The 23,018-nt window shown below is 71.6% G+C and carries 19 protein-coding genes; 10 read left to right on the plus strand and 9 right to left on the minus strand.

Going from position 1 to position 23,018, the window contains the following annotated elements; translation table 11 throughout:
- Positions 1-361: 361 nt before the first annotated feature.
- From ACWGKJ_RS19545 to ACWGKJ_RS19565, 5 genes are read right to left on the minus strand one after another with little or no spacing between them, the layout of a single operon-like run.
- Entirely contained in the window at positions 362-1,246 is an 885-nt protein-coding gene (locus tag ACWGKJ_RS19545; RefSeq protein WP_385031155.1) for a BtpA/SgcQ family protein, read from the minus strand.
- A 20-nt stretch (positions 1,247-1,266) separates the two neighbouring features.
- Positions 1,267-1,578, minus strand: a complete 312-nt coding sequence (locus tag ACWGKJ_RS19550; protein WP_385031153.1) for a hypothetical protein — start codon at positions 1,576-1,578, stop codon at positions 1,267-1,269.
- A 13-nt stretch (positions 1,579-1,591) separates the two neighbouring features.
- The gene (locus tag ACWGKJ_RS19555; protein WP_385031150.1) at positions 1,592-2,347 is read right to left on the minus strand and encodes a hypothetical protein; all 756 of its coding nucleotides are present in this window, start codon (positions 2,345-2,347) and stop codon (positions 1,592-1,594) included.
- A complete protein-coding gene (locus ACWGKJ_RS19560) occupies positions 2,344-3,399 on the minus strand; it encodes a carbohydrate kinase family protein (protein WP_385031147.1) in 1,056 nt (351 codons plus the stop codon). Before ACWGKJ_RS19560 ends, ACWGKJ_RS19555 begins: the two co-directional genes overlap by 4 nt.
- Positions 3,396-4,148 (minus strand): GntR family transcriptional regulator, encoded by a 753-nt coding sequence (locus ACWGKJ_RS19565; RefSeq protein ID WP_385031144.1) that lies wholly within the window; start codon positions 4,146-4,148, stop codon positions 3,396-3,398. Before ACWGKJ_RS19565 ends, ACWGKJ_RS19560 begins: the two co-directional genes overlap by 4 nt.
- 391 nt (positions 4,149-4,539) lie before the next feature.
- On the opposite strand from ACWGKJ_RS19565, the gene ACWGKJ_RS19570 reads away from it, so the two are divergent.
- Positions 4,540-5,427 (plus strand): carbohydrate kinase family protein, encoded by an 888-nt coding sequence (locus ACWGKJ_RS19570; RefSeq protein WP_385031141.1) that lies wholly within the window; start codon positions 4,540-4,542, stop codon positions 5,425-5,427.
- Between the two features lie 44 nt (positions 5,428-5,471).
- Here ACWGKJ_RS19570 and ACWGKJ_RS19575 read toward each other — a convergent pair whose 3' ends face one another.
- Complete coding sequence (locus ACWGKJ_RS19575) at positions 5,472-6,884, minus strand: sugar porter family MFS transporter (RefSeq protein WP_385031138.1); 1,413 nt, start codon at positions 6,882-6,884, stop codon at positions 5,472-5,474.
- 207 nt (positions 6,885-7,091) lie between these two features.
- Here ACWGKJ_RS19575 and ACWGKJ_RS19580 point away from each other — a divergent pair, with 207 nt between their 5' ends.
- The 5 genes from ACWGKJ_RS19580 to ACWGKJ_RS19600 all read left to right on the plus strand — a co-directional run bounded on the left by ACWGKJ_RS19580 (position 7,092) and on the right by ACWGKJ_RS19600 (position 11,240).
- The gene (locus tag ACWGKJ_RS19580; protein WP_385031135.1) at positions 7,092-7,802 is read left to right on the plus strand and encodes a GntR family transcriptional regulator; all 711 of its coding nucleotides are present in this window, start codon (positions 7,092-7,094) and stop codon (positions 7,800-7,802) included.
- The gene (locus tag ACWGKJ_RS19585; protein ID WP_385031132.1) at positions 7,799-8,827 is read left to right on the plus strand and encodes an ROK family protein; all 1,029 of its coding nucleotides are present in this window, start codon (positions 7,799-7,801) and stop codon (positions 8,825-8,827) included. The genes ACWGKJ_RS19580 and ACWGKJ_RS19585 overlap by 4 nt, the downstream gene beginning before the upstream one ends.
- A gap of 152 nt (positions 8,828-8,979) precedes the next feature.
- A complete protein-coding gene (locus ACWGKJ_RS19590; RefSeq protein WP_385031185.1) occupies positions 8,980-9,666 on the plus strand; it encodes an N-acetylmannosamine-6-phosphate 2-epimerase in 687 nt (228 codons plus the stop codon).
- 192 nt (positions 9,667-9,858) lie between these two features.
- On the plus strand, positions 9,859-10,665 hold the full coding sequence (locus tag ACWGKJ_RS19595) for an SDR family oxidoreductase (RefSeq protein WP_385031129.1): 807 nt from the start codon (positions 9,859-9,861) through the stop codon (positions 10,663-10,665).
- A gap of 146 nt (positions 10,666-10,811) precedes the next feature.
- Entirely contained in the window at positions 10,812-11,240 is a 429-nt protein-coding gene (locus ACWGKJ_RS19600; protein WP_385031126.1) for an SRPBCC family protein, read from the plus strand.
- Positions 11,241-11,274: 34 nt separating this feature from the next.
- Here the strand turns inward: ACWGKJ_RS19600 and ACWGKJ_RS19605 are convergent, their stop codons facing one another.
- Positions 11,275-12,444, minus strand: coding sequence for an anhydro-N-acetylmuramic acid kinase (locus ACWGKJ_RS19605; protein WP_385031182.1), 1,170 nt, complete (start codon positions 12,442-12,444; stop codon positions 11,275-11,277).
- A 189-nt stretch (positions 12,445-12,633) separates the two neighbouring features.
- The gene (locus ACWGKJ_RS19610; RefSeq protein ID WP_385031123.1) at positions 12,634-14,217 is read right to left on the minus strand and encodes a sodium:solute symporter; all 1,584 of its coding nucleotides are present in this window, start codon (positions 14,215-14,217) and stop codon (positions 12,634-12,636) included.
- Between the two features lie 249 nt (positions 14,218-14,466).
- Between ACWGKJ_RS19610 and ACWGKJ_RS19615 the strand changes: the two genes are divergently transcribed.
- The 4 genes from ACWGKJ_RS19615 to ACWGKJ_RS19630 all read left to right on the plus strand — a co-directional run bounded on the left by ACWGKJ_RS19615 (position 14,467) and on the right by ACWGKJ_RS19630 (position 21,642).
- Positions 14,467-15,414, plus strand: coding sequence for a MurR/RpiR family transcriptional regulator (locus tag ACWGKJ_RS19615; protein WP_385031120.1), 948 nt, complete (start codon positions 14,467-14,469; stop codon positions 15,412-15,414).
- A gap of 423 nt (positions 15,415-15,837) precedes the next feature.
- The gene (locus ACWGKJ_RS19620) at positions 15,838-17,565 is read left to right on the plus strand and encodes a glycosyl hydrolase family 18 protein (RefSeq protein WP_385031117.1); all 1,728 of its coding nucleotides are present in this window, start codon (positions 15,838-15,840) and stop codon (positions 17,563-17,565) included.
- 195 nt (positions 17,566-17,760) lie between these two features.
- Positions 17,761-19,278 carry a chitinase gene (locus tag ACWGKJ_RS19625; protein ID WP_385033885.1) on the plus strand — a complete coding sequence of 506 codons (1,518 nt, stop codon included), beginning with the start codon at positions 17,761-17,763 and terminating at the stop codon, positions 19,276-19,278.
- Between the two features lie 216 nt (positions 19,279-19,494).
- Entirely contained in the window at positions 19,495-21,642 is a 2,148-nt protein-coding gene (locus tag ACWGKJ_RS19630; protein WP_385033888.1) for an ATP-binding protein, read from the plus strand.
- Here the strand turns inward: ACWGKJ_RS19630 and ACWGKJ_RS19635 are convergent.
- Positions 21,581-23,018 (minus strand): hypothetical protein (locus ACWGKJ_RS19635; RefSeq protein WP_453315774.1); only part of this gene is annotated, 1,438 nt, incomplete at its 5' end. The genes ACWGKJ_RS19630 and ACWGKJ_RS19635 overlap by 62 nt on opposite strands.

Raw genomic sequence — 23,018 nt, forward strand, 5'->3', positions numbered from 1 at the left:
GGGCTGCGCGGTGGTACGGGGCCCGGTGGGGGCACGAGCCGTCGGGCGCGGCCCTGTTCGGCGCGGGCTCGTTCGGCGGGGCGCTCGTCGGCCGGGAGCCGCGGCGAGCGGGGGCTCGTCCGGTACTGGGTGGGGCGAGCGGGGCGGGCCGGCGGGGTGGAACCGGGTGGGGTGCGTACCAGGGGGCCCGTGCTTCTGCGTTGTGGCGTTGTGCGGGTGTGCGGGTGTGCGGGGTGGTGCGGCTGTGCGTGCCTACCGGTGTGCGAGGGTGCGGGGCGACGTTCGTCAGTCGCCCGCACGCCCCGCCCACCGGATTCGGCCACTCACGGCGAACGGGTCGTCCGCGCGGACAGCCGACTGTTTACGGGAGCTGGTACCCGGCCTTCTCGGCGTGGCGGGTGAAGGCCCGGACCTTCGCCTGGTCGACCCGGCCCCACCAGCGGCTGTTCTCCTTCAGCGCGGAGGCCACGATGGCTCCGTGGCACTGGGACAGCAGCCGCTCCGCGTTGCCGTCGTTCATACCCGAGCCGATGATCACCGGCAGCCGGGTCGCGTCCAGGATGCCCTGGACCTCGCTCTCGGCGGCTTCGTCACCCGTACGTCCGCCGGTGGCGATGAGCACGTCCGCGTCGAAGAACTCGGCGTCCTCCGTCTGTTCGGCCAGGGAGCGGTCGGCGATGATGGAGTGCGAGCCGTGCTTGACGTGCACATCGGCGAACACCTTGATGTGCTCGGCGCGCAGCTTCGCCCGGTAGCGCGTCGCCGACGGGGCGAGCCCTTCCATGAAGCCCTCGTTGGCCACATAGGCGTTGGCCCACTGGTTGACCCGGACGAAGGACGACTGGGACGCCTGGGCGGTGGCTATCGAGCAGTGCGCGCCGTTGGCCAGCACATTGACGCCGACGGGCAGTCCCACCTTCTCGCGCACGTGGTCGCCGAGCACGGCCAGCGTGGCCGCCGTCTCGAAGCCCTGGTCCTCCGGCTTGGGGAAGGGCAGGTCCCAGGCGTTCTCCACGATGAGACCGTGGACGCCGCCCTCGCGGTACGCGGTCGCCTCCTCCACGGCGAACCGGATCAGCTCGGCGACCGACTGGCCGCGGTAGTGGGGGCTGCCCGGGAGCGGAGGACAGTGGACGACGCCGATGACGACACGGTCGGTGCCGAAGATCGAGTCCAGCGCCGAGTCCTTCGGCGGGAAGACCCCTAGCGGTCGCTGGTCCTCGGTCCGGGGGGCAGGGTTGTTCATGGGTTCCTCTCTTGTGGTGCTCAGGCGGACGGGGTGGCCGGGTCGGCCAGGCCCACCTGGTTGGAGAACTCGAAGCAGGCGGTGTATCCGGCGGCCACCAGCCGGGACCAGTGGTCGAAGGCCTGCTCCGCGCTGGGGAAAGTCCAGATCTCCACATGGGAGTAGTCGCTCTGTCCGCGTACGTGGTAGCGGCCGTCGAGGCTGCCGCCGTGCCGCTCGGATGCCGCGCGCTGCTCCTGGAAGTCCCTTTCGTACTGCGCCCGTTGACCGGGCGGGAGGTCGTACCAGGTGGTACGGGGGAGGGAGTGGTGCAGCCAGACGACGTCGCTCATGTCATGTCCTCAGTCACTTCCTTCGAAGGGCGTCGTCGAGCGGTGTGCGACGACCGATGTAGTGGCGGGAGGTGGTGAACTTGAAGTCCGCCACCCGCGCGTGCTCGCGCATCGCCGCGTCCACCATCTCGACGCCCGGTACCCGCCAGACGCCGATGTGGTCCCACTGGCTCGCGCCGTCGAGACGGTGCCGGCCCGCGATGGCCGCGCCGCCGCGTACGTCGGATGCGAACGCGACGTCGCACTCCAGGTCGTAGGCGCGCCGCTCCTGCGCGGTCGCGGCCTGCCAGGCGCTGTTCCACTTCCACAGCGCGAAGAAGGCCCACCGGTCCCGCTCGGGGGAGGACGCGGAGCCCGCGACGGGCAGGAACTCCCGCGGCCCGAGCAGCCATTCGGTGCGCAGTGCGCGGTCCCAGCCGGCCCGTTCCAGCCGTACGGTGCCCGCGAGCGCCGCCGTCGGCGAGGGTGCCTCGAACATGCCGACGATGTCGACGTCATGCGAGAAACCGGCTTCGTACACCGTGGGTACGTCCCCGACCGGACTTTGCTGTCCGCCGTCACCGGTTTCCGCCACGTCGCCCGCCAGGATGCGGTCGACCGAGAGCCGCCAGCCGTCCTCCTGCAACGCCGCGCACTCCTCCCCGAGCGCATCCGCGATCCGGCCGGGGTCCGCAGGACGCGGTGTACGCCACCGCGCCAGGAACATCACGGCGCACCGCTGCCCCGGGGCCGCCTCGAAGACGTCGGTTTCTTCACTCAGCAGACTCATGACGCCACCGCCTCAGCAGCCGGGGGCACATCGGCGGGCCCGTGCAGCCGCGCCAGTTCGGCCCGGGTGGCATAGGACGCCCCGGCCCCGAACCCCGAGCAGCTGTGGGAGGCGGCCGTCACCGCGTAACGCAGGGCCGCCAGCGGATCGCCGGTCTCCAGCATCATGCCGACGAACGACCCGGCCAGGCAGTCTCCCGCCCCCGTCGTGTCGATCACGGGCGGCGGGTCGGACGGGGCGGGGACGCCGACCATGCGGCCGGAACCCTCTGCTCCGCCGGGGGTGCACCAGCGGGCGCCGCGCGAACCGTCGGTGAAGATCACCGAGCGGACGCCGAGTCCGAAGAGGACCCGCTCCGGCTCGGGGCCGATGGCCTGTGCGGCGCGGGCGTTGCAGAACACCGTTGCGGCGCCGTCGAGATGAGCGGCCAGGGTCTCGATGCCGTCGGCGAACGTCGCGGGTTCCAGATCGATCGACCAGGGCACACCGCTCTCGGCACACCGGGCCAGCAGTGTGCGGGCCGCGGCCGGATCGTAGACGGCGGTGTGCAGCCACCCCGTCCCGTCGAGCGGGAGGGTCCGGCACACCTCGTCGGACGGGTACATACGTGCGCCGGGCACGAGGACGAGGTGTTTCTCGCCGTCCTCGGCGATGGTGATGACGGCGCGGCTCGATCGTCCGTCCGTCACCTCGGGCCGGAAGTCCATACCGGCACGCTCGGCCCGTGCGACGCACTCACGGCCCGCCGTGTCGGATCCGACCGCGCTGACCAGGGCGGTGGGGGCTCCGGTGAGGGAGCAGGCCACGGCCGCGTTGGTCACCACGCCGCCGAGGGCGTCGGTGAGGTCGGTGCTCACCACCTTCTCGTCGGCCGCCGGGAGGGCGTCGACCCGTACCGTGGTGTCGAAGACCGTGTCTCCCACCAACAGCGCTGTCCTGGTGGGGCGTTGAAGAGGAGCGCCGGGATGCGGGCCTTCGGCTGCCGCGGTCATCGCCGGTGCCGTGGTGGCAAGTGTGCCCTGGGTGTCCGGTGTGTCCGGGGTGGTCGTCATGGGCGGGACAGCTCGATCCTGAAGCGGTAGCGGTCGGCGCGGTACGTGATCGCCACGTACTCCAGCGGGTCCCCGGACGCGGAGAGCGAGCGGCGGCGTGCGATGAGGATCGGGGCGCCCTTCGCGACATCAAGCCGCTCGGCCAGCTGCGCGTCGGCGAGGCCGCCGTCGATGTACTCCCGCCCCGAGCTGATCCGGGTGCCGGTGGTCCGCTCGATCCACTCGTACAGCGACCTGTCCCGCAGCGCGTCCTCGCCGGGAGGCGCCGCCGGGTCGGCGATCCGGGCCGCGAGCCATGAGACGCTGGAGGCGATCGGCTCGTCGTCGGCCAGCAGCACACGGTCGACGCAGACCGTGCGGTCGCCCTCGTCGATGCCCAGTTCCCTGGCGACGTCCGCCGGGGCGGGCTGGACGGTGACGCCGTTGAGCCGGTAGCCGGGGCGCAGGCCCCGCGCTCGCATGTCGTCCGCGAACGAGGCCAGCAGGTTCAGCGGCTGCTCGACCTTCGGCGGAAGCACGATAGTGCCCTGGCCGGACCGCCTGGTGACCAGCTGTTCGTTCTCCAGCTCGTTCAGCGCACTGCGCGCCGTGGTCCGGCTGATGCCGAAGCGCCGGGTGAGCATCGTCTCGGACGGCAGGGCATCACCGGGGGCGAACTCCCCCTTGGCGAGCGCCGAGCGCAGCCGCTCGGCGATCTGATGCCACTTCGACACCGGGCCGTCCATCAAGTCTTCGTCGTCCCAAGCCATGCCCCAAATCATGCGAACGTCATGACGTTTGGTCAACCGGTCGGATGGCGTAACTTTGTGTGACGTGCGGGAGCGGAGCGTTCGTGCCCCGGTCTGTGCCACGGGGCGCGTGCGGCGGGCGACGGATGGGAAGCCGCCCGTTGACGCGTCCGCCGTACGCGCTCTACGGTCCAGCCTCAACGACCCGGTAGGAGCTCCCGAGCAGGTGAGCGAGTGCCGCCACGAGAGCGGCGCCGGGCCGGCGGCGGCTCCTGCCGCCGGGCCGGGTCCCGGGGCCGTACGCGACCGGCCGGCCGGTGCCGACCCGGACCGGCAGGCGTGGGACGGCCGATGTCACGCCCCGTCAGAATGCCGCCGCCCGGCGGCCCGGCGGAGATTGGGTTACCTCTTCATGATTGTCTTCTGTGGGTACGGAAACAGTGATCTGACCGTGAACGTTCCGGTGCTCCCCGGCGCCGGGGACCGCGTACAGGCGCGCGACATCCGGCGGCACGACGGGGGGATGGCCGCCAACGCGGCCGCGGCCGCCGCCCGGGTGGGAGCCGATGCCAGGTTCGCCGGTGTGGTCGGGGCTGATCCGCTCAGCACCGCCTTCCTCGAAGGGCTCGGCGCGGCGGGGGTGAATGTGGAGTGGGCCTCCCGAAGCGGCAGTCTCACCACGGCGGTTCTGCTCGTCACCCCGGACGGTGAGCGCTCGGTCATCAGCCAGGACGACGAGGTCACGGAAGCGCAGGTGGCCGGGACGGTGCGACGGCTCGCCGCAGCCGGCGGCGGCTGGCTGTACCTTGACGGCTACCGCTTTCCGTGGGCCGCCCCGCTGCTGGCGGACGCACCGGGCATCCGGACCGTCGTGGACCTGGACGGCTGCGAACGGGCGGACGGCGCGCGGGCCGCACTGTCCGCCGCTGAACATGTGGTACTCGGCCGGGCGCAGGCCGAACGGCTGCTCGGCCAGGACGCCCGCGACGCGGCGGTGGCGTACGGCACCCATGTGGTGGTGACCGACGGCGCCGAGGGCTGGCGCCTGCACACGCCCACCGGCGAGACCCGCGGGGGAGCGGCACTGCGCGTGCGGGCACGCGACGCCACCGGCGCCGGCGACTGCTTCGTGGGCTGCTACCTGGCCGAACTGGAGCGCGGCTCCGACCCGTTCGACGCGGCCGGCTTCGCCTCCGCCGCCGCGGGCCTGTCCTGCACACAGGTGGGAGCCAGAGCGGGACAGCCCGGCCGGGCCGAGGTGGCCGCCGCGCTCGCCCGCGGCGATCTCCGTATCGGGTGACATGGCCCCGGGCGAACCACCGCCCGGGGCCATGTCACCCGGTGTCACTTCGGCAGAAGCTCCTGCTCGATCTGCTCCAGGCTCTTGCCCCGGGTCTCGGGGATGCAACGGACGGCGAAGAGGGTCAGCAGGGCACACACCGCCGCGTACAGGGTGAACGTGCCCGCGCCGCCGAACACGTCGAGCAGGGTGAGGAAGGTCAGCGAGACCAGGAAGTTCATCGTCCAGTTCGAGAACATCGTGGCGCTCATCGCCGTCCCGCGGATGCGCAGCGGGTAGAGCTCCGAGGGGATGATGAAGACCACCACATTGAGTGTCGTGGCGACGGCGGCGATGAAGAGGACGACGAACAGCACCGCGAGCCAGGCGGTCGACGAACCCGGGGCACCGGCCGCGAGGGTGGCGGCCAGGCCGGCCAGCGAGAGGGTCATCACCCCGGCTCCGCAGGCGAGCAGCTTCTTGCGGCCGAACCGGTCCACGGCGAACATGCCCACCGGCGTCATCAGCAGGTTGACCAGGCCGACGCCCACGGTCGCGAGGATGGACGAGGAGGAGCCGAGTCCGCTGCTCTCGAAGATCTTCGGGGCGTAGTAGATGACCGTGTTGACACCCGATGCCTGGCCGAGGATCTGGAGTCCCACACCGGCGATGATCGCCGGGCGCACCGAGCGGGCGGTCAGCGCCCGCCACCGCCCCTGACGCGGCATCCGGGCCTTCGTCTCGTCCGCGCCTGCCGTCGCCTCGGCCAGCTCCGCCTCGACCGCGTCCGGGTCGCCCGGCCCCCGCAGGCGGGTGAGGACGGCACGGGCGCGGTCGGTATGCCCGCGCAGCGCCAGCCAGCGCGGGGACTCCGGCATCGCCAGCATCCCTCCGCCGAAGAGCACGGCAGGCACAGCGGCGAGACCGAACATCCAGCGCCAGCTGTGCGTCACGTCCTCCAGCGAGTAGTTGGCGGCGTACGCCAGGACGATGCCCAGCGTGATCATCAGCTGGTTGAGGCCGACCAGCCGTCCCCGGTAGAGGGGCGGCGCGGCCTCGGCGATGAAGACCGGCACCAGATTCGATGCCACGCCGATGCCCAGGCCGAGCACCACGCGGGCCGCCGTGAGCATCGCCGCCGACGGGGCGAAGGCCGCCATGGCGGCGCCCAGCGTGAAGATGCCCGCGGCCGCGACCAGGACGGGGCGGCGGCCGTACCGGTCGGAGAGGCTGCCCGCGCCCGCCGCGCCGATCATGGCGCCGACCAGGATCGAGCTGACCACGACCCCGGAACCGAACGAGCTGAGGTGGAAGTCCGACTCGATCCTGAGCAGCGCTCCGGAGATGACCCCGGTGTCGTAGCCGAACAGCAGCCCGCCGAGCGCGGCGACCAGCGCGACGCCGATCACCGGCCGCAGACTGCCGCTGCTCCCTTGCCCGCTGCTCCCCTGCGTCACAGCGGTGTCGGGTGACGCCATGGCACTGTCCCTTCAAGACGCGGACTGCCGGAGTGGTGTGCCCTCCGTCCGGACTCTCGCACACGGCGGTCGTCCTGAGTGGGGGCGCGGCACTGCCGACTGCCCAAATTGGTTGGGACCAATCTTGCACCCAGCTTGGCCATGCGCAAGATCTGGCGTAATAATTGCTTAATTGGTTGGTACCTATCGGATGTGGGAGTGGTGCGCGTGGCCAGACAGGCCAAACACGAGGAGCTTCGGCTCGCTCTGCTGACCGATATCGCCGGGGCGTCGCCGCACACCCCACTGCCGACCGAGCGGGACATCTCCGCCCGCTACGGCGTCTCGCGCAACACCGTCCGGCAGGCCATGGACGCTCTGGAGAGCGCGGGCAACGTCTACCGGGTGCAGGGAGCCGGCACGTTCGTCTCGCCCGCCGTGGTCTCCAAGTCGCTGACCCTCACCTCTTTCTCCGAGGATATGCGCGACCGCGGCCTCGACCCCGGTACCCGGCTGCTGGCCGCCGAGACGGTACCGGCCGGGAGGCACATCGCCGAACGGCTCGGTGCCGCGCCCGACCTGGAGGTGGTCCGCATCTCCCGCCTCCGCCTCGCGGACGGCTCTCCCATGTGTCTGGAGACCGTCCACCTCCCGGCCCACCGGGTGCCCGGCCTCCTCGACGCGGACCTGACGGGATCGCTCTACGCACTGCTGAGCGAGCGCTATCAGCTCGACATCCGCTCGGCCCAGCAGATCGTGCGCGCCGCGGACCTGGGTGACACCGAGTCGGCACTCCTCGGCGTACCGCCGGGCAGCGCCGGGCTGCGGGTCCAGCGCGTCGGCCTCGACCACCGCGAGTCCCCGGTCGAGGCCACCACGACGATCTACCGTGCCGACCTCTACGACATCCGTTTCACCGTACGCAGGACACAGCCATGACCACTCCGCACCAGGCCCCCGCGGGCACCGCCGGCCCCTCCGGGGGACAGTCCTCCCCAGCGCGCTCCTTCGTCGGCGTCGACGTCGGCGGAACGAAGATCGCCGCCGGGCTCGTCGCGGCCGACGGCACCCTGCTGACCTCGCTCGTCCGGCCCACCCCCGCGGCCGACGGGCCGGCCGCTGTGCTCGACGCGATCGCCGCCGCGGTCCGTGACCTCCCCGGCCACGAACGCGCCGGGGGTCTCGGTATCGGCACCGGAGGTGTGATCGACCGCGACACCGGGGTGGTCCTCTCGGCCAACGACCTGCTTCCGGGCTGGGCGGGCACACATCTGAGCGAGGAACTGACCGCCCGGCTCGGCCTCCCGGTGGCCGCCGACAACGACGCCAATGTCTTCGCCCTGGCCGAACAGACCTTCGGCGCGGGCCGGGGCTGCCGGTCCGCGCTGTACGTCAGTGTGGGCACCGGCATCGGCGGCGGACTGGTCATCGGCGGCCGGCTGCTGCGCGGGAACCATTCGACAGCGGGCGAGTTCGGCCATATCGCCGTGCCCGAGGCGGCAGGTCTCCGCTGCAACTGCGGCCGTACCGGCCATCTCGAAGCCGTCGCCTCGGGCCCCGCCATGACGGCGCGCTTCCGCGAACTGACCGGGGACGACGACGGCCGGGGGCTGCGGCAGGTCGCCGCCCTCGCCGAAGCGGAGCCGGACCGCGCCGGCACCGCGGGCGCGACGGCCCGCACGGTCCTCGCCGAGGGCGCCGGAGCGCTGGGCCGTGCACTGGCCGGTCTGGTCAACGCGGTGGACCCCGAACGGGTCGTGATCGGGGGCGGCGTGGCCTCGGTCGGCGACGCGTACTGGCGACCGCTCACCGAGGCGTTCGCCTCGGAACTCCTGCCCGGACCCTCCGGCCTGCGCCCCGCCCCGGCTTCGCTGGGACCGCGGGCCGCGGTGGTCGGCGCGGCGAGCCTGCTCCTGGAGGACCGCGAGGGGGCCGCCTCCCATCCGCCCCCGGCCGCGTTCTGACGGGGCGTCAGGTGCCCTGCCGGTGCACCGCCACCACCCCGCTCACCCTGCGCCAACCACGCACCACGCACCAGCCGTACGACAGGACGAAGGAACGCCGTATGACCAAGCCCGCTCCCTCCGACGGGGAGGCCAGGCCCAGCCGGACCACGATGCCTGCCGACCGGGTACGCACCCTGCTCGACGGGCTGCGCGGACGACTGATCGTCTCCTGCCAGGCGCCCCCCGGTGACCCGCTGCGTTCCCCCGCACACATGGCAGCGGTGGCGGCGTCCGTCGCCGCCGGTGCCTCGGTCGCCGCGATCCGCGTCCAGGGCCTGGACGACATCCGCGCGGTCGACGCGGTCGTCGCCCTGCCCCTGATCGGCCTGTGGAAGGACGGCGCGGACGGCGTCTACATCACGCCGACCGCGGCGCACGCGCGAGCCGTCGCCGAGGCCGGAGCCGAGATCGTCGCGATCGACGCCACGGACCGCCCCCGGCCGGACGGCCGCCCCCTGCGCGACACCGTCGAGGCCGTGCACCGGCTCGGCCACCTGGTGATGGCCGATGTCTCCACGGCGCAGGAGGGCGTCGCGGCAGCCGCGCTCGGCGTGGACCTGATCTCCACGACCCTCTCCGGATACACCCCCTACAGTCCGCAGCAGCCCGGCCCCGACCTGGCTCTGGTCGCGGAACTCGCCGCCCGTGTGGACATTCCGGTCATCGCCGAGGGGCGTCTGCACACCCCGGAAGAGGCCCGTACGGCGATCGAGTCGGGCGCCTGGGCCGTCGTCGTGGGCGGGGCGATCACCGCCCCCGCCGCGATCGCGAACCGGTTCGTGGCCGCGTTGCCGTAGGGCCTGTCGTCAAAGCGCCGCTTGCCGCGCCAGTGCGCCGGGGGCCTGAGTCGTGCCGTTACGGGGACCACCTCGAAGGTGCCGCCGAGCGATAGTGCAATATGTGCAATGAGTGCCTGATCCCCTCGGATGAGATGAGGGGAGACGGGGCGCTGCCCCGGGGGGCCGCACAGACGCAGGAGGACTACTCACATGAGCACGATCGCCATCACCGGTTCCTCTTCCGGAATGGGCGCCGCACTCGCCGCCCGGTTCACCGGCCAGGGCCACCGCGTCATCGGCGTGGACCTGCGGAACGCCGATGTCGAGGCCGATCTGGGTACGGAGAGCGGCCGTGCCCAGGCTGTGGAGCAGATCACCGAACTGTCCGGCGGACGGCTCGACGGATTCCTGCCTTTCGCCGGCCTCTCCAGCGGCGCCGGGCGCCGGCCGAGCCTGCTGGTCTCGGTGAACTACTTCGGCGCCGTCCGGATGCTGGAGGGCCTGCGGCCGCTGCTCGCCGCCGCCGGTACGTCCGGCGCCGTACTGGCCTCGTCGAACTCGACCACCACACAGCCTGGCTGGCACCCCGAGCTGGCCCAGGCATGCCTGGCGGGCGACGAGCGGGAGGCCCGCCGCACCGCCGACGCGCAGAACGACGAGGGTGCGCTGCTGACCTACCCGGCGACCAAGGCCGCCCTCGCCCACTACGCCCGCACCAGGGCGGCGGACTACATCGCCGACGGCATCCGGCTGAACGCGGTCGCTCCGGGCTTCATCGACACCCCGATGACCAGGGCCGGACGTGAGGACCCGCAGATCGCCGCCCAGATGGACGACTTCCTCGCCTCCATCCCGGCCGGCCGCGCCGGGCGTCCGGAGGAAGTGGTCGAGCTGGTGGACTTCCTGCTCTCGGACCGTGCGTCGTACTGCGTCGGATCGCTGTTCTTCTGCGACGGGGGCCTGGACGGGAAACTGCGCGGCGCGGACTGGCCCGAGGTCTGGGCCCCCGGGAGCTGAGGCGAGGCGGGTGCGAGAGCGCCCCGCCGCGACCGGCTGACGCGTCCCCGGGCCGACCGGATACGTACCCCTGAGACGTACCCCTGACCGGATACGTACCCCCGCCCGGGACTTACCCCTTCCAGCAGCAATCGGAGAGGCACACCATGCATGAGCTCACCCGTTCCGTCGTCGTACCAGCCCCGCCCGCCCAGGTCTGGGCGCTGATCGGGGACTTCGCCGCGCTCGGCGACTGGGTTCCCGGCGTACCGGGCCCGCGCATCGAGGAGCGCGAGGACCCCAATGAGCCGGGAGCCGTCCGGGTGTTCACGGTGGACGGCAAGGACGTGGCCCATGAGCGCCTGCTCGTACACGATGCCGACCGGCGCTCGTATACCTACACGGTCCTCGACCTGCCCCTGCCGGTCACCGGCTATCAGGCGACACTGACGGCCCGGCAGCACCCCGACGGAAGCGAGGTCGTCTGGTCGGCGGTCTACGACGGCGCCGACGAGCTCGTACCCCAGGTCGAAGCGGGTATCGGCGACACCGTCTTCGCCTCAGGACTCACCGCGCTGAAGGCACGCTTCGCCTGAACGGGGTGCATGCCCGGTGCCCGGGGCCGGTGGTTCAGCGCGCGAGCCTCAGAAGCCGCGGCGGCTGTGCGGCCGGTACGGGCAGCCGGAGCGGTGAAAGACCGGGCGTGATGGTGCCGAGGAGCGAGGCGTGGCGGGCGCCGGTGCCCGAGGGGAGCGCGCCGGGCAGGCCGTTGAACGTGAGGAAGCCCAGGACCGCGAAAGCGAGTGCCTCCTTGGCGTCGGACGGCAGCCCCAGGGCGTCGCTGGGCCGCAGCGGCACGCCGGGCAGCTCCTGGTCGATCATGCCCATGAGCACCGGGTTGCGGGCCCCGCCGCCGGAGACGACGAGTTCGGTGACCCCGTGGGCGCGGCAGGCGTCCGCGACGGTGACGGCGGTCAGCCGGGTGAGGGTGGCCAGGACGTCGTCAGCAGCGGGGGTGGGTACGGCGTCGAGCGCCCGGAGCAGATAGGGCAGGTGGAAGTGCTCCTTGCCGGTGCTCTTGGGGGCCGGCCTGCGGTAGTAGGGGTCGTCCAGGAGGGCGCGGAGCAGTTCAGGGCTGGGCAGGCCGGCGGCGGCCCTGCGCCCGTTCTCGTCGAAGGCGGCGGTGCCGTCGGTGAAGTGGCGTACGGCCGCGTCCAGCAGGGCGTTGGCGGGTCCGGTGTCGAAGGCCAGGGGGTCGGCGCCGGGCGCGACGACGGTCACGTTGGCGATCCCGCCGAGGTTCAGTGCGGCAGGGGTGCCGGGCAGGGAGCGCAGGAGCAGGGTGTCGGTCAGGGCGACCAGCGGGGCGCCCTGACCGCCGGCGGCCACATCCCGGCTGCGCAGATCGGAGACGACGGGCAGCCCGGTGGCCTCGGCGATCCAGGCGGGCTGGCCGAGCTGGAGGGTGCCCCGGACCGTGCCTTCCTCGACCCAGTGGTGCATCGTCTGGCCGTGGGAGACCACGAGGTCGGCGGCGCCGCCGCACAGCTCGCGCAGGGCCCGTCGGGCGGCGTCGGCGAAGGCCTGGCCGATACCGGTGTCCAGGGCGCAGATGGCCTGCGTGGTGGTGGCGGCCGGTGGCAGGGTGGCCCCGATGAGCGCCCGCAGATCGTCCGCGTACGGTACGGAGAGGTGCCTCAGCGGCCGCAGGCGCAGGGTGTCGCCCTCCAGCGTGAGGTCGGCCGCCGCGGCCTCGATCGCGTCGAACGAGGTGCCCGACATCAGGCCGATCACCCGCAGGGTGCCTCCCGTCGCGTGGTCCGCCGCGGGGGGCGGGGTCGGCTGCGGCTGCTGCATGGATTCTCCCGGAGGCTGTTGAGGTGGAGGGGGTGCGGAGCTGTCACGAGGGCCCCGCGCCAGGTGGGGTGCGGGCCGCTCTGCTCCCGGCCGGTGGCTGTCACGGAGCGCCCGGGGCCCGGTCAGCGGCCGTCAGGAGGCGCTCTGTTCCTGTTCGGCGGCCGTCACGGCGTGATCGGGGCCGGCGTCCGGTTCACCGGCGCCCACCGCGGCGCCGGCGGGCTCGGGGGAGCGGTGGAACAGGCTCATCAGCCCTCCCACGGCGAGGGTGACCACCACACCGATCGGAACCAGCCACTGGGCGGCGACCGCGGTGGGCACGGTGGCACCTGCGACGGTGACATCGATCTTGACGTCGCGCACGATGTACGTCATCACGCCGATCGTCACCAGGAACGCCACGATGGAGTCGCTCTCGCGTGCCCGCCGGACGATCCGGCCGAGCAGGAACGCGCCGAGGAGCGCCCCGTAGGTGTAGCCCGCGATGGTGAGCCCGGTGAGGTAGACGTTGCCCGTACTGGTGCTGAAGGCGCAGGCGAACACCGCCATCAGCACCGCCCACACCAGGGTCATCACCCGGGCGAGCCTGAGCAGGAACTCCTCGGACGGTGTGCTGCGGAAGAAACTGTGGATGATGTCGGCGACCGTCGAGTTCGACATGGAGTTCAGAGCCGAGGACAGCGAGCCCATCGCGGCACCGAGGATGCCCGCCACGAGCAGACCCGAGACGACCACCGGCAGTCCGTGCAGGATGAAGTCCGGATAGAGGTTGTCGGAGCTGCTCAGCCCCAGTTCCTTGAAGCTCCTGCCCTGGTTGTACGACCACAGAAGCGCACCGACCAGAGAGAACGCGGCGAACTGGAGGGTGACGAAGACACCGGAGGCGATCATGGCCTTCTGGCCGTCGCGCAGCGTACGGGTGGCCAGGATGCGCTGCACGATCAGCTGGTCGGAACCATGGCTGGCCATCGCGAAGATCGCGCCGCCGACGATCGCGGTGGGCAGGGCGAACGAGCTGGTGAGGACATGGGCCAGGGAGAAGTCGGTGTCGAACAGCTGGAACCGGCCGGCGTGCAGGGCGTGGGCGAAACCGGCACCCCCGACATGGCTGGACAGCACCGCGACGACGAGCGCCGCGCCACCCAGGTACAGGCCCATCTGGATGGCGTCGGTCCAGATGACCGCCTTGATGCCGCCGAGGTAGGTGTAGACGACGGTGATCACCGTGAGCACGATGATGATGACGCGGTAACCCGCGTGCACGCCCACCTCGTCGAGCAGCAGCTTGATCGGGATGGCGGACGCGAACAGCCGGACGCCTTCGGCGAGGAGCCGGGTGAAGACGAAGGTCACCGACGCGAGCCCCTGCAGCTTCAGCCCGAACCTGCTCCCCAGGTACTGGTAGGCACTGACGAAGCCGCCGCGTTTGTACAGCGGGATCAGCACGGTGGCGACGATGACGCGGCCGATGACGTAGCCGAGCGCCAGCTCGACATTGCCGAAGCCCTGCCCGCTGTAGGCGCCGCCCGGCACGCTGATGACGGTGAGCACGCTGGTCTCGGTGGCCACCACGGAGAGCGAGACGGTCCACCAGGGCATATGGCCCTCGCCGACGAAGTAGTCCTTCGACGTCTTCTGCCGTCCGGCCAGCCGCAGTCCGATCACGGCGATCGCCACCAGATAGACGACGATGACCACGAGGTCGAGTTGGCGCACGCTCACTCCTAAGCAACGACCGTCGGTGCCACCGGCGCGGACCGCGGTCCAGTGAGTATCGGAAGGCCAGCCTCCGGATGTCAATAAGTAACTTCATGTAATTCCGGACGTAACTTTTTGACGCACAGTCGGGCGCGTGGTTACAGTCCGGTACGCGGTGACCGTGCGGTACGCGGTGACCGTGCGGTACGCGGTGACCGTGCGGTACGTGGTGACCGTGTCGCCCAGTCACTCGGAAGGGATCGGCCCATGGTCCGCCAGGAATCACCCCGCACCCCGGCCCACCCGGCACCGGACGCCGCGCCCGCCGGGTCCCTCGCGAGTATCCGGGCGGCGCTGCCGTCCCTGGCCCCTTCGGAACGTCGGGTGGCCGAGGCGGTCCTGGCCGATCCGGCGTACGCGTCGGAGCTTTCCATCAGCGCACTTGCCGCGCGGGCCGAGACCTCGGCGGCCACCGTGATGCGCTTCTCCCGGGCCATCGGGATCCCCAACTACCCGCAGCTGCGCCTCGCGCTGGCCGCCGCCGCGGCCCGTGAGCAGGCTCTCGGCGGCGAACGCCCCCCGCCCGGCACCGACATCAGCGCCACGGACACGCTGGGCGAGATCGTCGGCAAGATCATCTACAACGAGGTGCGCGCCCTGGAGGACTCCGGGGCAGGGCTCGATGTCGAGGTGCTGGGCCGCGCGGTCGACGCGGTGGCCGGCGCCCGGCGGGTCGACATCTTCGGCGTCGGGGCCAGCGCCTTCGTCGGCCAGGACCTGCACCAGAAACTGCACCGAATCGGCCATATGGCCTTCGTCTGGACCGACCGTCACGCCGCCCTCACCGCCACCGCGCTCCTGCGGCCGGGCGATGTCGCCGTGGCCATCTCCCACTCGGGGGAGACCGAGGACACCGTCGAACCCCTCCAGGCGGCGGCCGAACGCGGCGCCACCACCATCGCCCTCACCAATGTGCCGCGCTCGTCCCTCGCGCGGAGTGCGGACCTCGTCCTGACGACCTGCGCCCGGGAGACCCCCTTCCGCTCCGGTGCGACCGTCAGCCGCATCGCCCAACTCGCCGTCATCGACTGCCTGTTCGTCGGCGTCGCGCAGCGTTCGTTCGACGCCACGACCGCGGCCCTCCAGAAGACCTACGGAGCGGTCAGGCGCCGTACGCACCGGCCGCCGCAGCGGCGCGCCACGGCAGGCGACTGACCGCGGCGCGGCGGCGCCGGTCCGGGGGCGGGCCCGGCCCCGTCCGGCGGATCGCCCCGGAGCGGTGGGGGCGTTGAGACCGGTGGCGGGGGCGTCGAGACCGGCGGGTGGGGGCGTCGAGACCGGGCGGTGGGAGCGGCGCCGGATGTCTTCCGCAGCTCCGTGACATAAACCCCGGCGAGACGCCGGCGCTCCGCCATGGCCCCAAGTCGCCGATTTTGCCCGGGGTTTGGTCTAGTCCAGTTCCGCCAGTACCAGGGCCATGACAACGTCGCCCTGGGGCGAATTGGTCTAGTCCTTAATTGGTCCAGTCTATTGACGTGCCCTTCAGCCGCGGATATCTCCTTACCAACCGTGCCGCGCGAGCCGGTGAGCCACATCCGCCATCTGGAGGTCCCCGTGCAATCCAGGAAGAGAACGCTCATGGCCGCCGCCACGAGCGCGGCGCTGGCCATGGGGGTGCTCACCGCACTCGCAGCCGGTGTCAGCACCCAGGCGGACGCCGCCCCCGCCGCCAAACCCGCGGCCGCCGCCTCGAGCAGCGGGGGCGTCAAGATCGCGTACTACGACCAGTGGAGCGTGTACGGCAACGCCTTCTACCCCAAGAACCTCGACACCGAGGGGATTGCGGGCAAGCTGGACATCCTCAACTACTCGTTCGAGAACATCGACCCCAGCAGCCACACCTGTTTCGAGGCGACCAAGGCGTCCGACTCGACGAACGAGAGCGACCCCAACGCCGGTGACGGCGCGGGCGATGCCTTCGCCGACTACCAGAAGTCCTTCGGCGCCGACATCAGCGTGGACGGTGTCGCCGACAAGTGGGACCAGCCGATCGTCGGCAACTTCAACCAGCTCAAGAAGTTGAAGGCGAAATACCCGAAGCTGAAGATCGTCGCGTCGATCGGCGGCTGGACGTACTCCAAGTACTTCTCCGACGCGGCCGCGACCGACGCCAGCCGCAAGAAGCTCGTCAGCTCCTGCATCGACATGTTCATCAAGGGCAACCTGCCGGTGCAGGGCGGCTACGGCGGGGACGGCTCGGCGGCCGGGATCTTCGACGGCTTCGACATCGACTGGGAGTACCCCGGCTCGCCCAATGGCCATACCGGTAACCACTACAGCACCGCCGACAAGGCGAACTACACCAAGCTGATGGCGGAGTTCCGCACCGAGCTCGACGCCTACGGCGCCGCCAACGGCGGCAAGAAGATGCTGCTCACCGCGGCTCTCCCGGCCGGCCAGGACAAGATCGCGAACCTGGAGACCGACAAGCTCGGCCAGTACCTCGACTACGCCAACGTCATGACGTACGACATGCACGGCGCCTGGGACGCGACCGGCCCGACCAACCACCAGGACCCGACGTATGTGTCGCCGGACGACCCCTCGACGCCGGTCTCGCCCGGAACCGAGAAGTACTCCACCGACAACGCCATCAAGGCATGGACCACCGGTGATCCGGCCTACGGCATCCCGGGCGGATTCCCGGCGAGCAAGATCACTATGGGGTACCCGCTGTACTACCGGGGCTGGACCGGAGTCTCGGCAGGCAGCAACCACGGCCTGTACCAGCCGGCCTCCGGACCGGCCCCGGCGCGCGGTATCAGCCAGGTCGCGGGGACCGCGTACTACAAGGAACTGACGGGCATCGTCGCCAACCCGTCCACCACGTTCTACGACCCCGCCACCCAGTCCAACTACTTTTACAACGGTACGGAGTTCTGGACCGGCCTCGGCGACAAGAGCATCCAGGCCAAGGCCGACTACGCGCACTGCCACGGCCTGGGCGGCTCGATGATGTACTCGCTGCTCGACCTCGACCCCGCGGCCACCCTCTTCAACAAGATCGTGACCGCGACGAACGGGTCCGCGTCCGACTGCTCGGCGCCTCCGACATCGCCCCCGGCCACCCCGCCGACGACGCCTCCCACCACCCCGCCGGTCACCCCGCCCCCGACCACCCCGCCGGTCACCCCGCCTCCGTCCGGCTCCTGCACCTCACCGTCGTGGAGCGCATCCGAGGTCTACACCGGCGGGAAGCAGGTCTCCTGGAAGGGCCACAACTGGAAGGCCAAGTGGTGGACCACCAATGAGGAGCCGGGCACCACGGGCGACTGGGGGGCCTGGCAGGACCTGGGCGCCTGCTGATCGGACCTGCCGGTCATCCGGCGCCCCGGCGCCGGCCGAGCCCCCGGCACTGCTCGCCTCTCCCGTACCTCCCCTGACCCCCGCGATGCCCGGCCGGGGCCTCTCCCGCCCCCACGGTTCCGCCCCGCCGGGCATCGCGGGCCCGCACCGCTCTTCCCCTCCCTCTTCCTCCAACCGGTGTTCCCAGGAGACTCAATGAGACCGATCCGTACCCTCGCCACCGTCGTGGTCACGGCGGCGGCAGCAGCCGGGCTCGTCACCGTCGGCAGCGGATCCGCCCAGGCGGCGACCCCACTGCCCGCGCATGTGTACGCCCCGTACTTCGAAGCCTGGACCGGTGACAGCCCGGCCGCCCTGGCCGAACAGTCCGGGAGCAAATACCTGACGATGGCATTCCTCCAGGCGGCGGCCAAGGGCTCCTGCACGCCGTACTGGAACGGCGACAGCAGCATGCCCGTTTCGTCCGCCAGTTTCGGCAGCGACATCAGCACCATCAAGTCCAACGGCGGCGACATCATCGCCTCGTTCGGCGGCTACACCGCCGACAACACCGGCACCGAGATCGCCGACAGCTGTACGGACGTCGGCCAGATCGCCGCCGCGTACGAGAAGGTCATCACCACCTACGACATCACCCGGATCGACCTGGACATCGAGGACAACTCGCTGACCAACTCGGCGGGCATCGACCGGCGCAACAAGGCCGTCAAGCAGGTGGAGGACTGGGCAGCCGCCAACGGACGCACCGTCGAGTTCTCGTACACCCTGCCCACCACCACGAAGGGGCTGGCCTCCAGCGGTCTGGCCGTGCTGAAGAACGCGGTGTCCAACAACGCACGGATCGACGTCACGAACATCATGACGTTCGACTACTACGACAACGCCACGCACAACATGGCCAACGACACCCAGACCGCCGCCCAGGGCCTGCACGACCAGTTGGCGAAGCTTTACCCGTCGAAGACGGACGCGCAGCTGTGGGGCTCGGTCGGCGTCATCGAGATGCCGGGCATCGACGACTTCGGAGCCGCCGAGACCTTCACCACCGCCAACGCGGCGCCGGTCTACAACTGGGCCGTGGACAAGGGCATCAACACCCTGTCCATCTGGGCCCTTCAGCGTGACAACGGCGGCTGCCCCGGCCAGGGCGGCTCCGACTCCTGCTCCGGCATCGACCAGAGCACCTGGCAGTTCAGCCACACCTTCGAGCCGTTCACCAGCTCCGGCAGCACGACGCCCCCGGCCGACGACTTCTCGGTCTCGCTAACCCCGGCATCGGCCACCGTCGCGGCCGGCGGCTCCACCACCTCGTCGGTGCACACCGCGGTCACCGCGGGGGCGGCCCAGACGGTCGGCCTGGCCGTGACCGGCGCACCGGCCGGGGTCACGGCATCGGTCAGCCCCGGCTCGGTCAAGGCCGGAGGCGACGCGGCCCTCTCGGTCTCCACCACCTCGTCCGCGGTCTCCGGCAAGTACTCCCTGACGGTCACCGGCAAGGCGGGGTCCACCACCCACACGGCCACTTACACACTCACCATCACCGGCGGGGCCACCGCGTGCAGTGCGGCGCAGTGGAGCAAGAGCGCGGTCTACGTCGGCGGCAACACCGTCTCGTACGGCGGCCACACCTGGAAGGCCAAGTGGTGGACCACCGGCGAGACCCCCGGAACCACGGGCGAATGGGGTGCCTGGCAGGACCTCGGCGCCTGCTGATCCTCTCCCTCCCCGAGTCCTGACAGGTCCTGACAGGTCCTGACAGGCCCTGACAGCGCGGTGTCCGGCAGGCCATGGCCTGCCGGACACCGCTTGCCCGTGTGGCGGGGTGTCAGACCGGAACCCGGCCGCACCGTCAGGTCGAGGATTCGCCTGTCTGCCCCCGGTACGGACCGATAGGGTCCGGTCAGGGGACCGGACCGGGGAGGGTTGCGTGTGATCGAGACCGTGACGCTGAGTGCGCTCACCGCGTTTCTGACCGCTGTGGGCAATGGCGCCGGCGGCGAGATCGGCAAGAACATCCGGCTGTCGACCGGTGCACAGGTACGGCGAACGCTCAGGCGTGAGGTGCCGTTGCCGACCAGCCCGGAAGGCTGCGATCTGCTGGCGCGCCAAGTGCACCCGCGGATGGATCAGGACCTGCGTCTCGGTGCCGAATGGGCCCAGCTCGTGAGAGACCGGGCGGACGATGCCGTACCGGCGCTGCGGCGGGGGCCCGGACTGCCGCCCCCCACACGGCACTTCACCGACCGTGAGGGTGTCCTGCGGCGGCTGAAGCGCGAACTGACACGTGCGGCGGCCGGGCGCCCCAGGGCGGTGCTGCTCTACGGGGCGCCCGGTGTCGGTACCAGTGCGGTGGCTCTGTACTGGGGCGCCGACTCCGTCCACCGGTTCCCGGACGGGCAGTTCTACGTCGACCTCCGTGATGCCGGTGGCGATCACGGGCCGGCTCCGGCCGCCGTTCTCCTGCTGCTTCTGCGTCGTATGGGCGTCGATCCGGAACGGATGCCGTCCACGGAGGCAGGACGGGAAGACCTGTACCGGACCCTTACGGCCGGGCGCCGAATCCTGGTCGTGGTCGACCACGCATCCGCCGCCGCGCAGGTCCGTGCGGTGATCCCGTCCACCCCCGACGTCTTCCTGCTGGTGGTCTCGTCCGGTCCCTGCTTCGACTTCGAGGCGGAGTTGGTCGAGGTGCCCGGACTGGCCGACCGGGACGCGAAGCAGCTGCTGAAGAGAGTCGCGGGCAAGGAGGCGCTGGCCCGGCGGGCGGACGATGTGTCGGACGCAGTGGCCCGCTGCGGGGGGAACGCCCTCGCGTTGCGGGCCGCTGCGGTACGCCTGCTGGCGGGCGAACAACTCTCCCCGGGGGTACGGGGGACAGCCGCGACGGGCGATCCGGTCCGGGACACGGTGCGGACCGTGTGCCTCCGCCTCGGCCCGGAGGCGGCCCGGCTCTGCCGGCTCACCGCGCTCGGCGGCTGGCCCGCCTTCGACGCCGCGCTGGCGGGACGCGCCGCCGGTGTGGCCACGCCGGAAGCGGCGGGTCTTCTTGAACGGGCCGCGGAAGCGCGGCTGGTGGAGCGGCTGCCCGACGCCCGCTACCGCTTCCGGCCCGAGGTACGCCGCTGCCTGGAGGACGCGGCAGGTCCTGAACACGGAATCGCGGAGTGCTCGGCCGCCGTGTCGCGTTCCCTGGACGACCTCGTCCAGCGGGCGTTGCGCGCCGCGCACGCCGCCCTGCCGGAGAGCTGGCGGGTGGAGCACCCACCGGCTTTCGAAGAAGCCCCGCACGCCGAGGGCGGGCCTCCGGACGAGGACACGGGCCTGAAGGTGCTGCGTGCCGAGGCCGGGAACCTGGTCCGGGCCGTGTCGGTGGCCGAGGAGTACCAGCAGTACGACACCGTGCTGAGGCTCGGCCGTTCGCTGTGGCCGCTGCAGTTGAAATCCGGCCACCTGGACGAGGTCCTGCCCGCTCTTCGGACCGCGGCCCGCCGCGCCGACGACCGGCAGCCGGACTCCCGTACGGCAGCGGCGCTGCACTTCCAGCTCGCCCACTGCCTCGGAGAGCTGCGGCACCCGGAGGAGGCCGCACGCGAGGGGCACGCCGCCGTCGCATGCGAGCGAGTGGCCGGACACCTCCTGGGGGAGGCGTCCGCGCTGGAAATGCTGGGCCTGATCGATCTGAACCAGTGGCTCTACGAGGCCGCGTACGAACGGTTCCTGGAGGCGGAGCAGGTGTACCGGCGCATCGCACCCGGCGGCGATGGCACCGCGGATCTTCCGCGCGCGCTGAACCTGGTGAAGCGCCATCAGGGACGGGCGCTGCGGGGACTGGGACGGCTGGAGGAATCCCGCGCGCTCCTGGAGCCGGTGGCGGCCTTCTTCGCGGACCGGGGAGAGACGTACAACCAGGCCCGTGCTCTGACGGACCTGGCCGAAACCCTTCACGCCGCGGACGACGATTCCGCAGCGTCGGCGCGGATCGCCGAGGCCGAGCGTCTGCTCCCCGTGAACGCGGCTACGCACCTGGCGTATCTCGCCCGGCTCCGGGAGCGGTGCCAGACCCGGCGGCAGCCCTGACCGTGACGGGGTGGACGATGCCGGCGGTACGCACGTGCAGCGTCGTACCGCTGGCGGGCACTGTCCCGCCCGCGGCCAGCCAGGCGTGCGCGGCCGAGGCATAGGCCGCCGGGTCCGCGTCCGCACCAGGGCCTGCGGACAGCTGGAGCACGCCCTGCCCCCGCGTCCGTACGGTGCAGCTGTCCGCGCCGGTCACATAAGCGGCGAGCACACAGTGCCGGTGCCTGCGCAGGATCTCCGCGGTCCACCCGGCGGCGCCGCCCAGACGTGGATCGTCCGGCTGCCCCGCACGCCAGATCACGTCCGCCAGCTCCAGCTCGCCGGGGTCCCGGGTGTCCTCGTGGACGGCGAGATGCGTCTCGCCCGTGGCGCCGTACGGGATCCTCGTGGAGCGCTCCACCTCGACCGACCCGTGGTCCACGTGCGTGCGCACCCGCAGGGGGGCCGTACGGTGCGCGGGTTCGTACGGTGGCAGCGGCAGCGGCTCCAGCAGTGCGGGCGCGGCCGGTTCCGGCAGCTCAAGCAGTCCGTAGAAACTCCGGCGGAGCAGCGAGGCCGCAGCGCCTGGGCTCGAAGTGGTGAACTCGGCGGGGCCCGCGAGCGGGCGGTGCCGGTCCCACACCTCTTCCACCTGTGGGCGCAGCGGAGCGAGCGGGTCGAGACGCGGTGCGTCCCGCACGAACGCGGCAAGCGGCGCCTCGGGGTCAAGGCCCTCCTGCGCGGAGGACGCGAGCAGTACGGGGGTGCCCAGGGCCGCCGCGTAGTAGGTGACGGCTCCGAAATCCCCCAGGACCAGGTCCGCCGCGATGAGGGCCTGCCGCCATGCGCGCACAGGGTCGATGAGCGTCAGTCCGCTGCGGAGGGCGCGGTCGAGCCACGCACGGATCTGGCCCGGGCCGTGCCCGTGCCAGATGTTGGGGTGAAGCACGGCGGCCAGCCGGTAGTCGTCGGCGGGCAGTTCGGCCGGAAGCCGGGGCAGCAGACTGGGCAGCAGGTCCTGGCCACCGCCGTCGCCGAAGAAACCCTCGGGATTCCAGGTGGAGTTGAGGACGATCAGACGCTGTCCCTCGCGGACGCCGAGAGCCCGCCGGTAGCGCTCGCGGTAGGGACGGGCCGCCAGCATGCGGTCGAAGCACGGGTCACCCGCGAGGACCGCCGAACGGAGCGCCTGCGGGCAGACCCGGCGGAGCCGTTCCAGCTGCTCGGGATGGGAGAGCACGAGCGCGTCGACGAAGGGCCTGCCGTCCGCCAGCAGCCAGTCGGGCGAAAGCCCGAACGTCACCGGCTCCCGGCTCCCGGCTCCCGGCTCCCGGCTCCCGGCTCCCGGCTCCCGGCTCCCGGCTCCCGGCTCCCGGCTCCCGGCTCCCGGCTCCCGG

Source organism: Streptomyces sp. NPDC054757 (genome assembly GCF_053612185.1).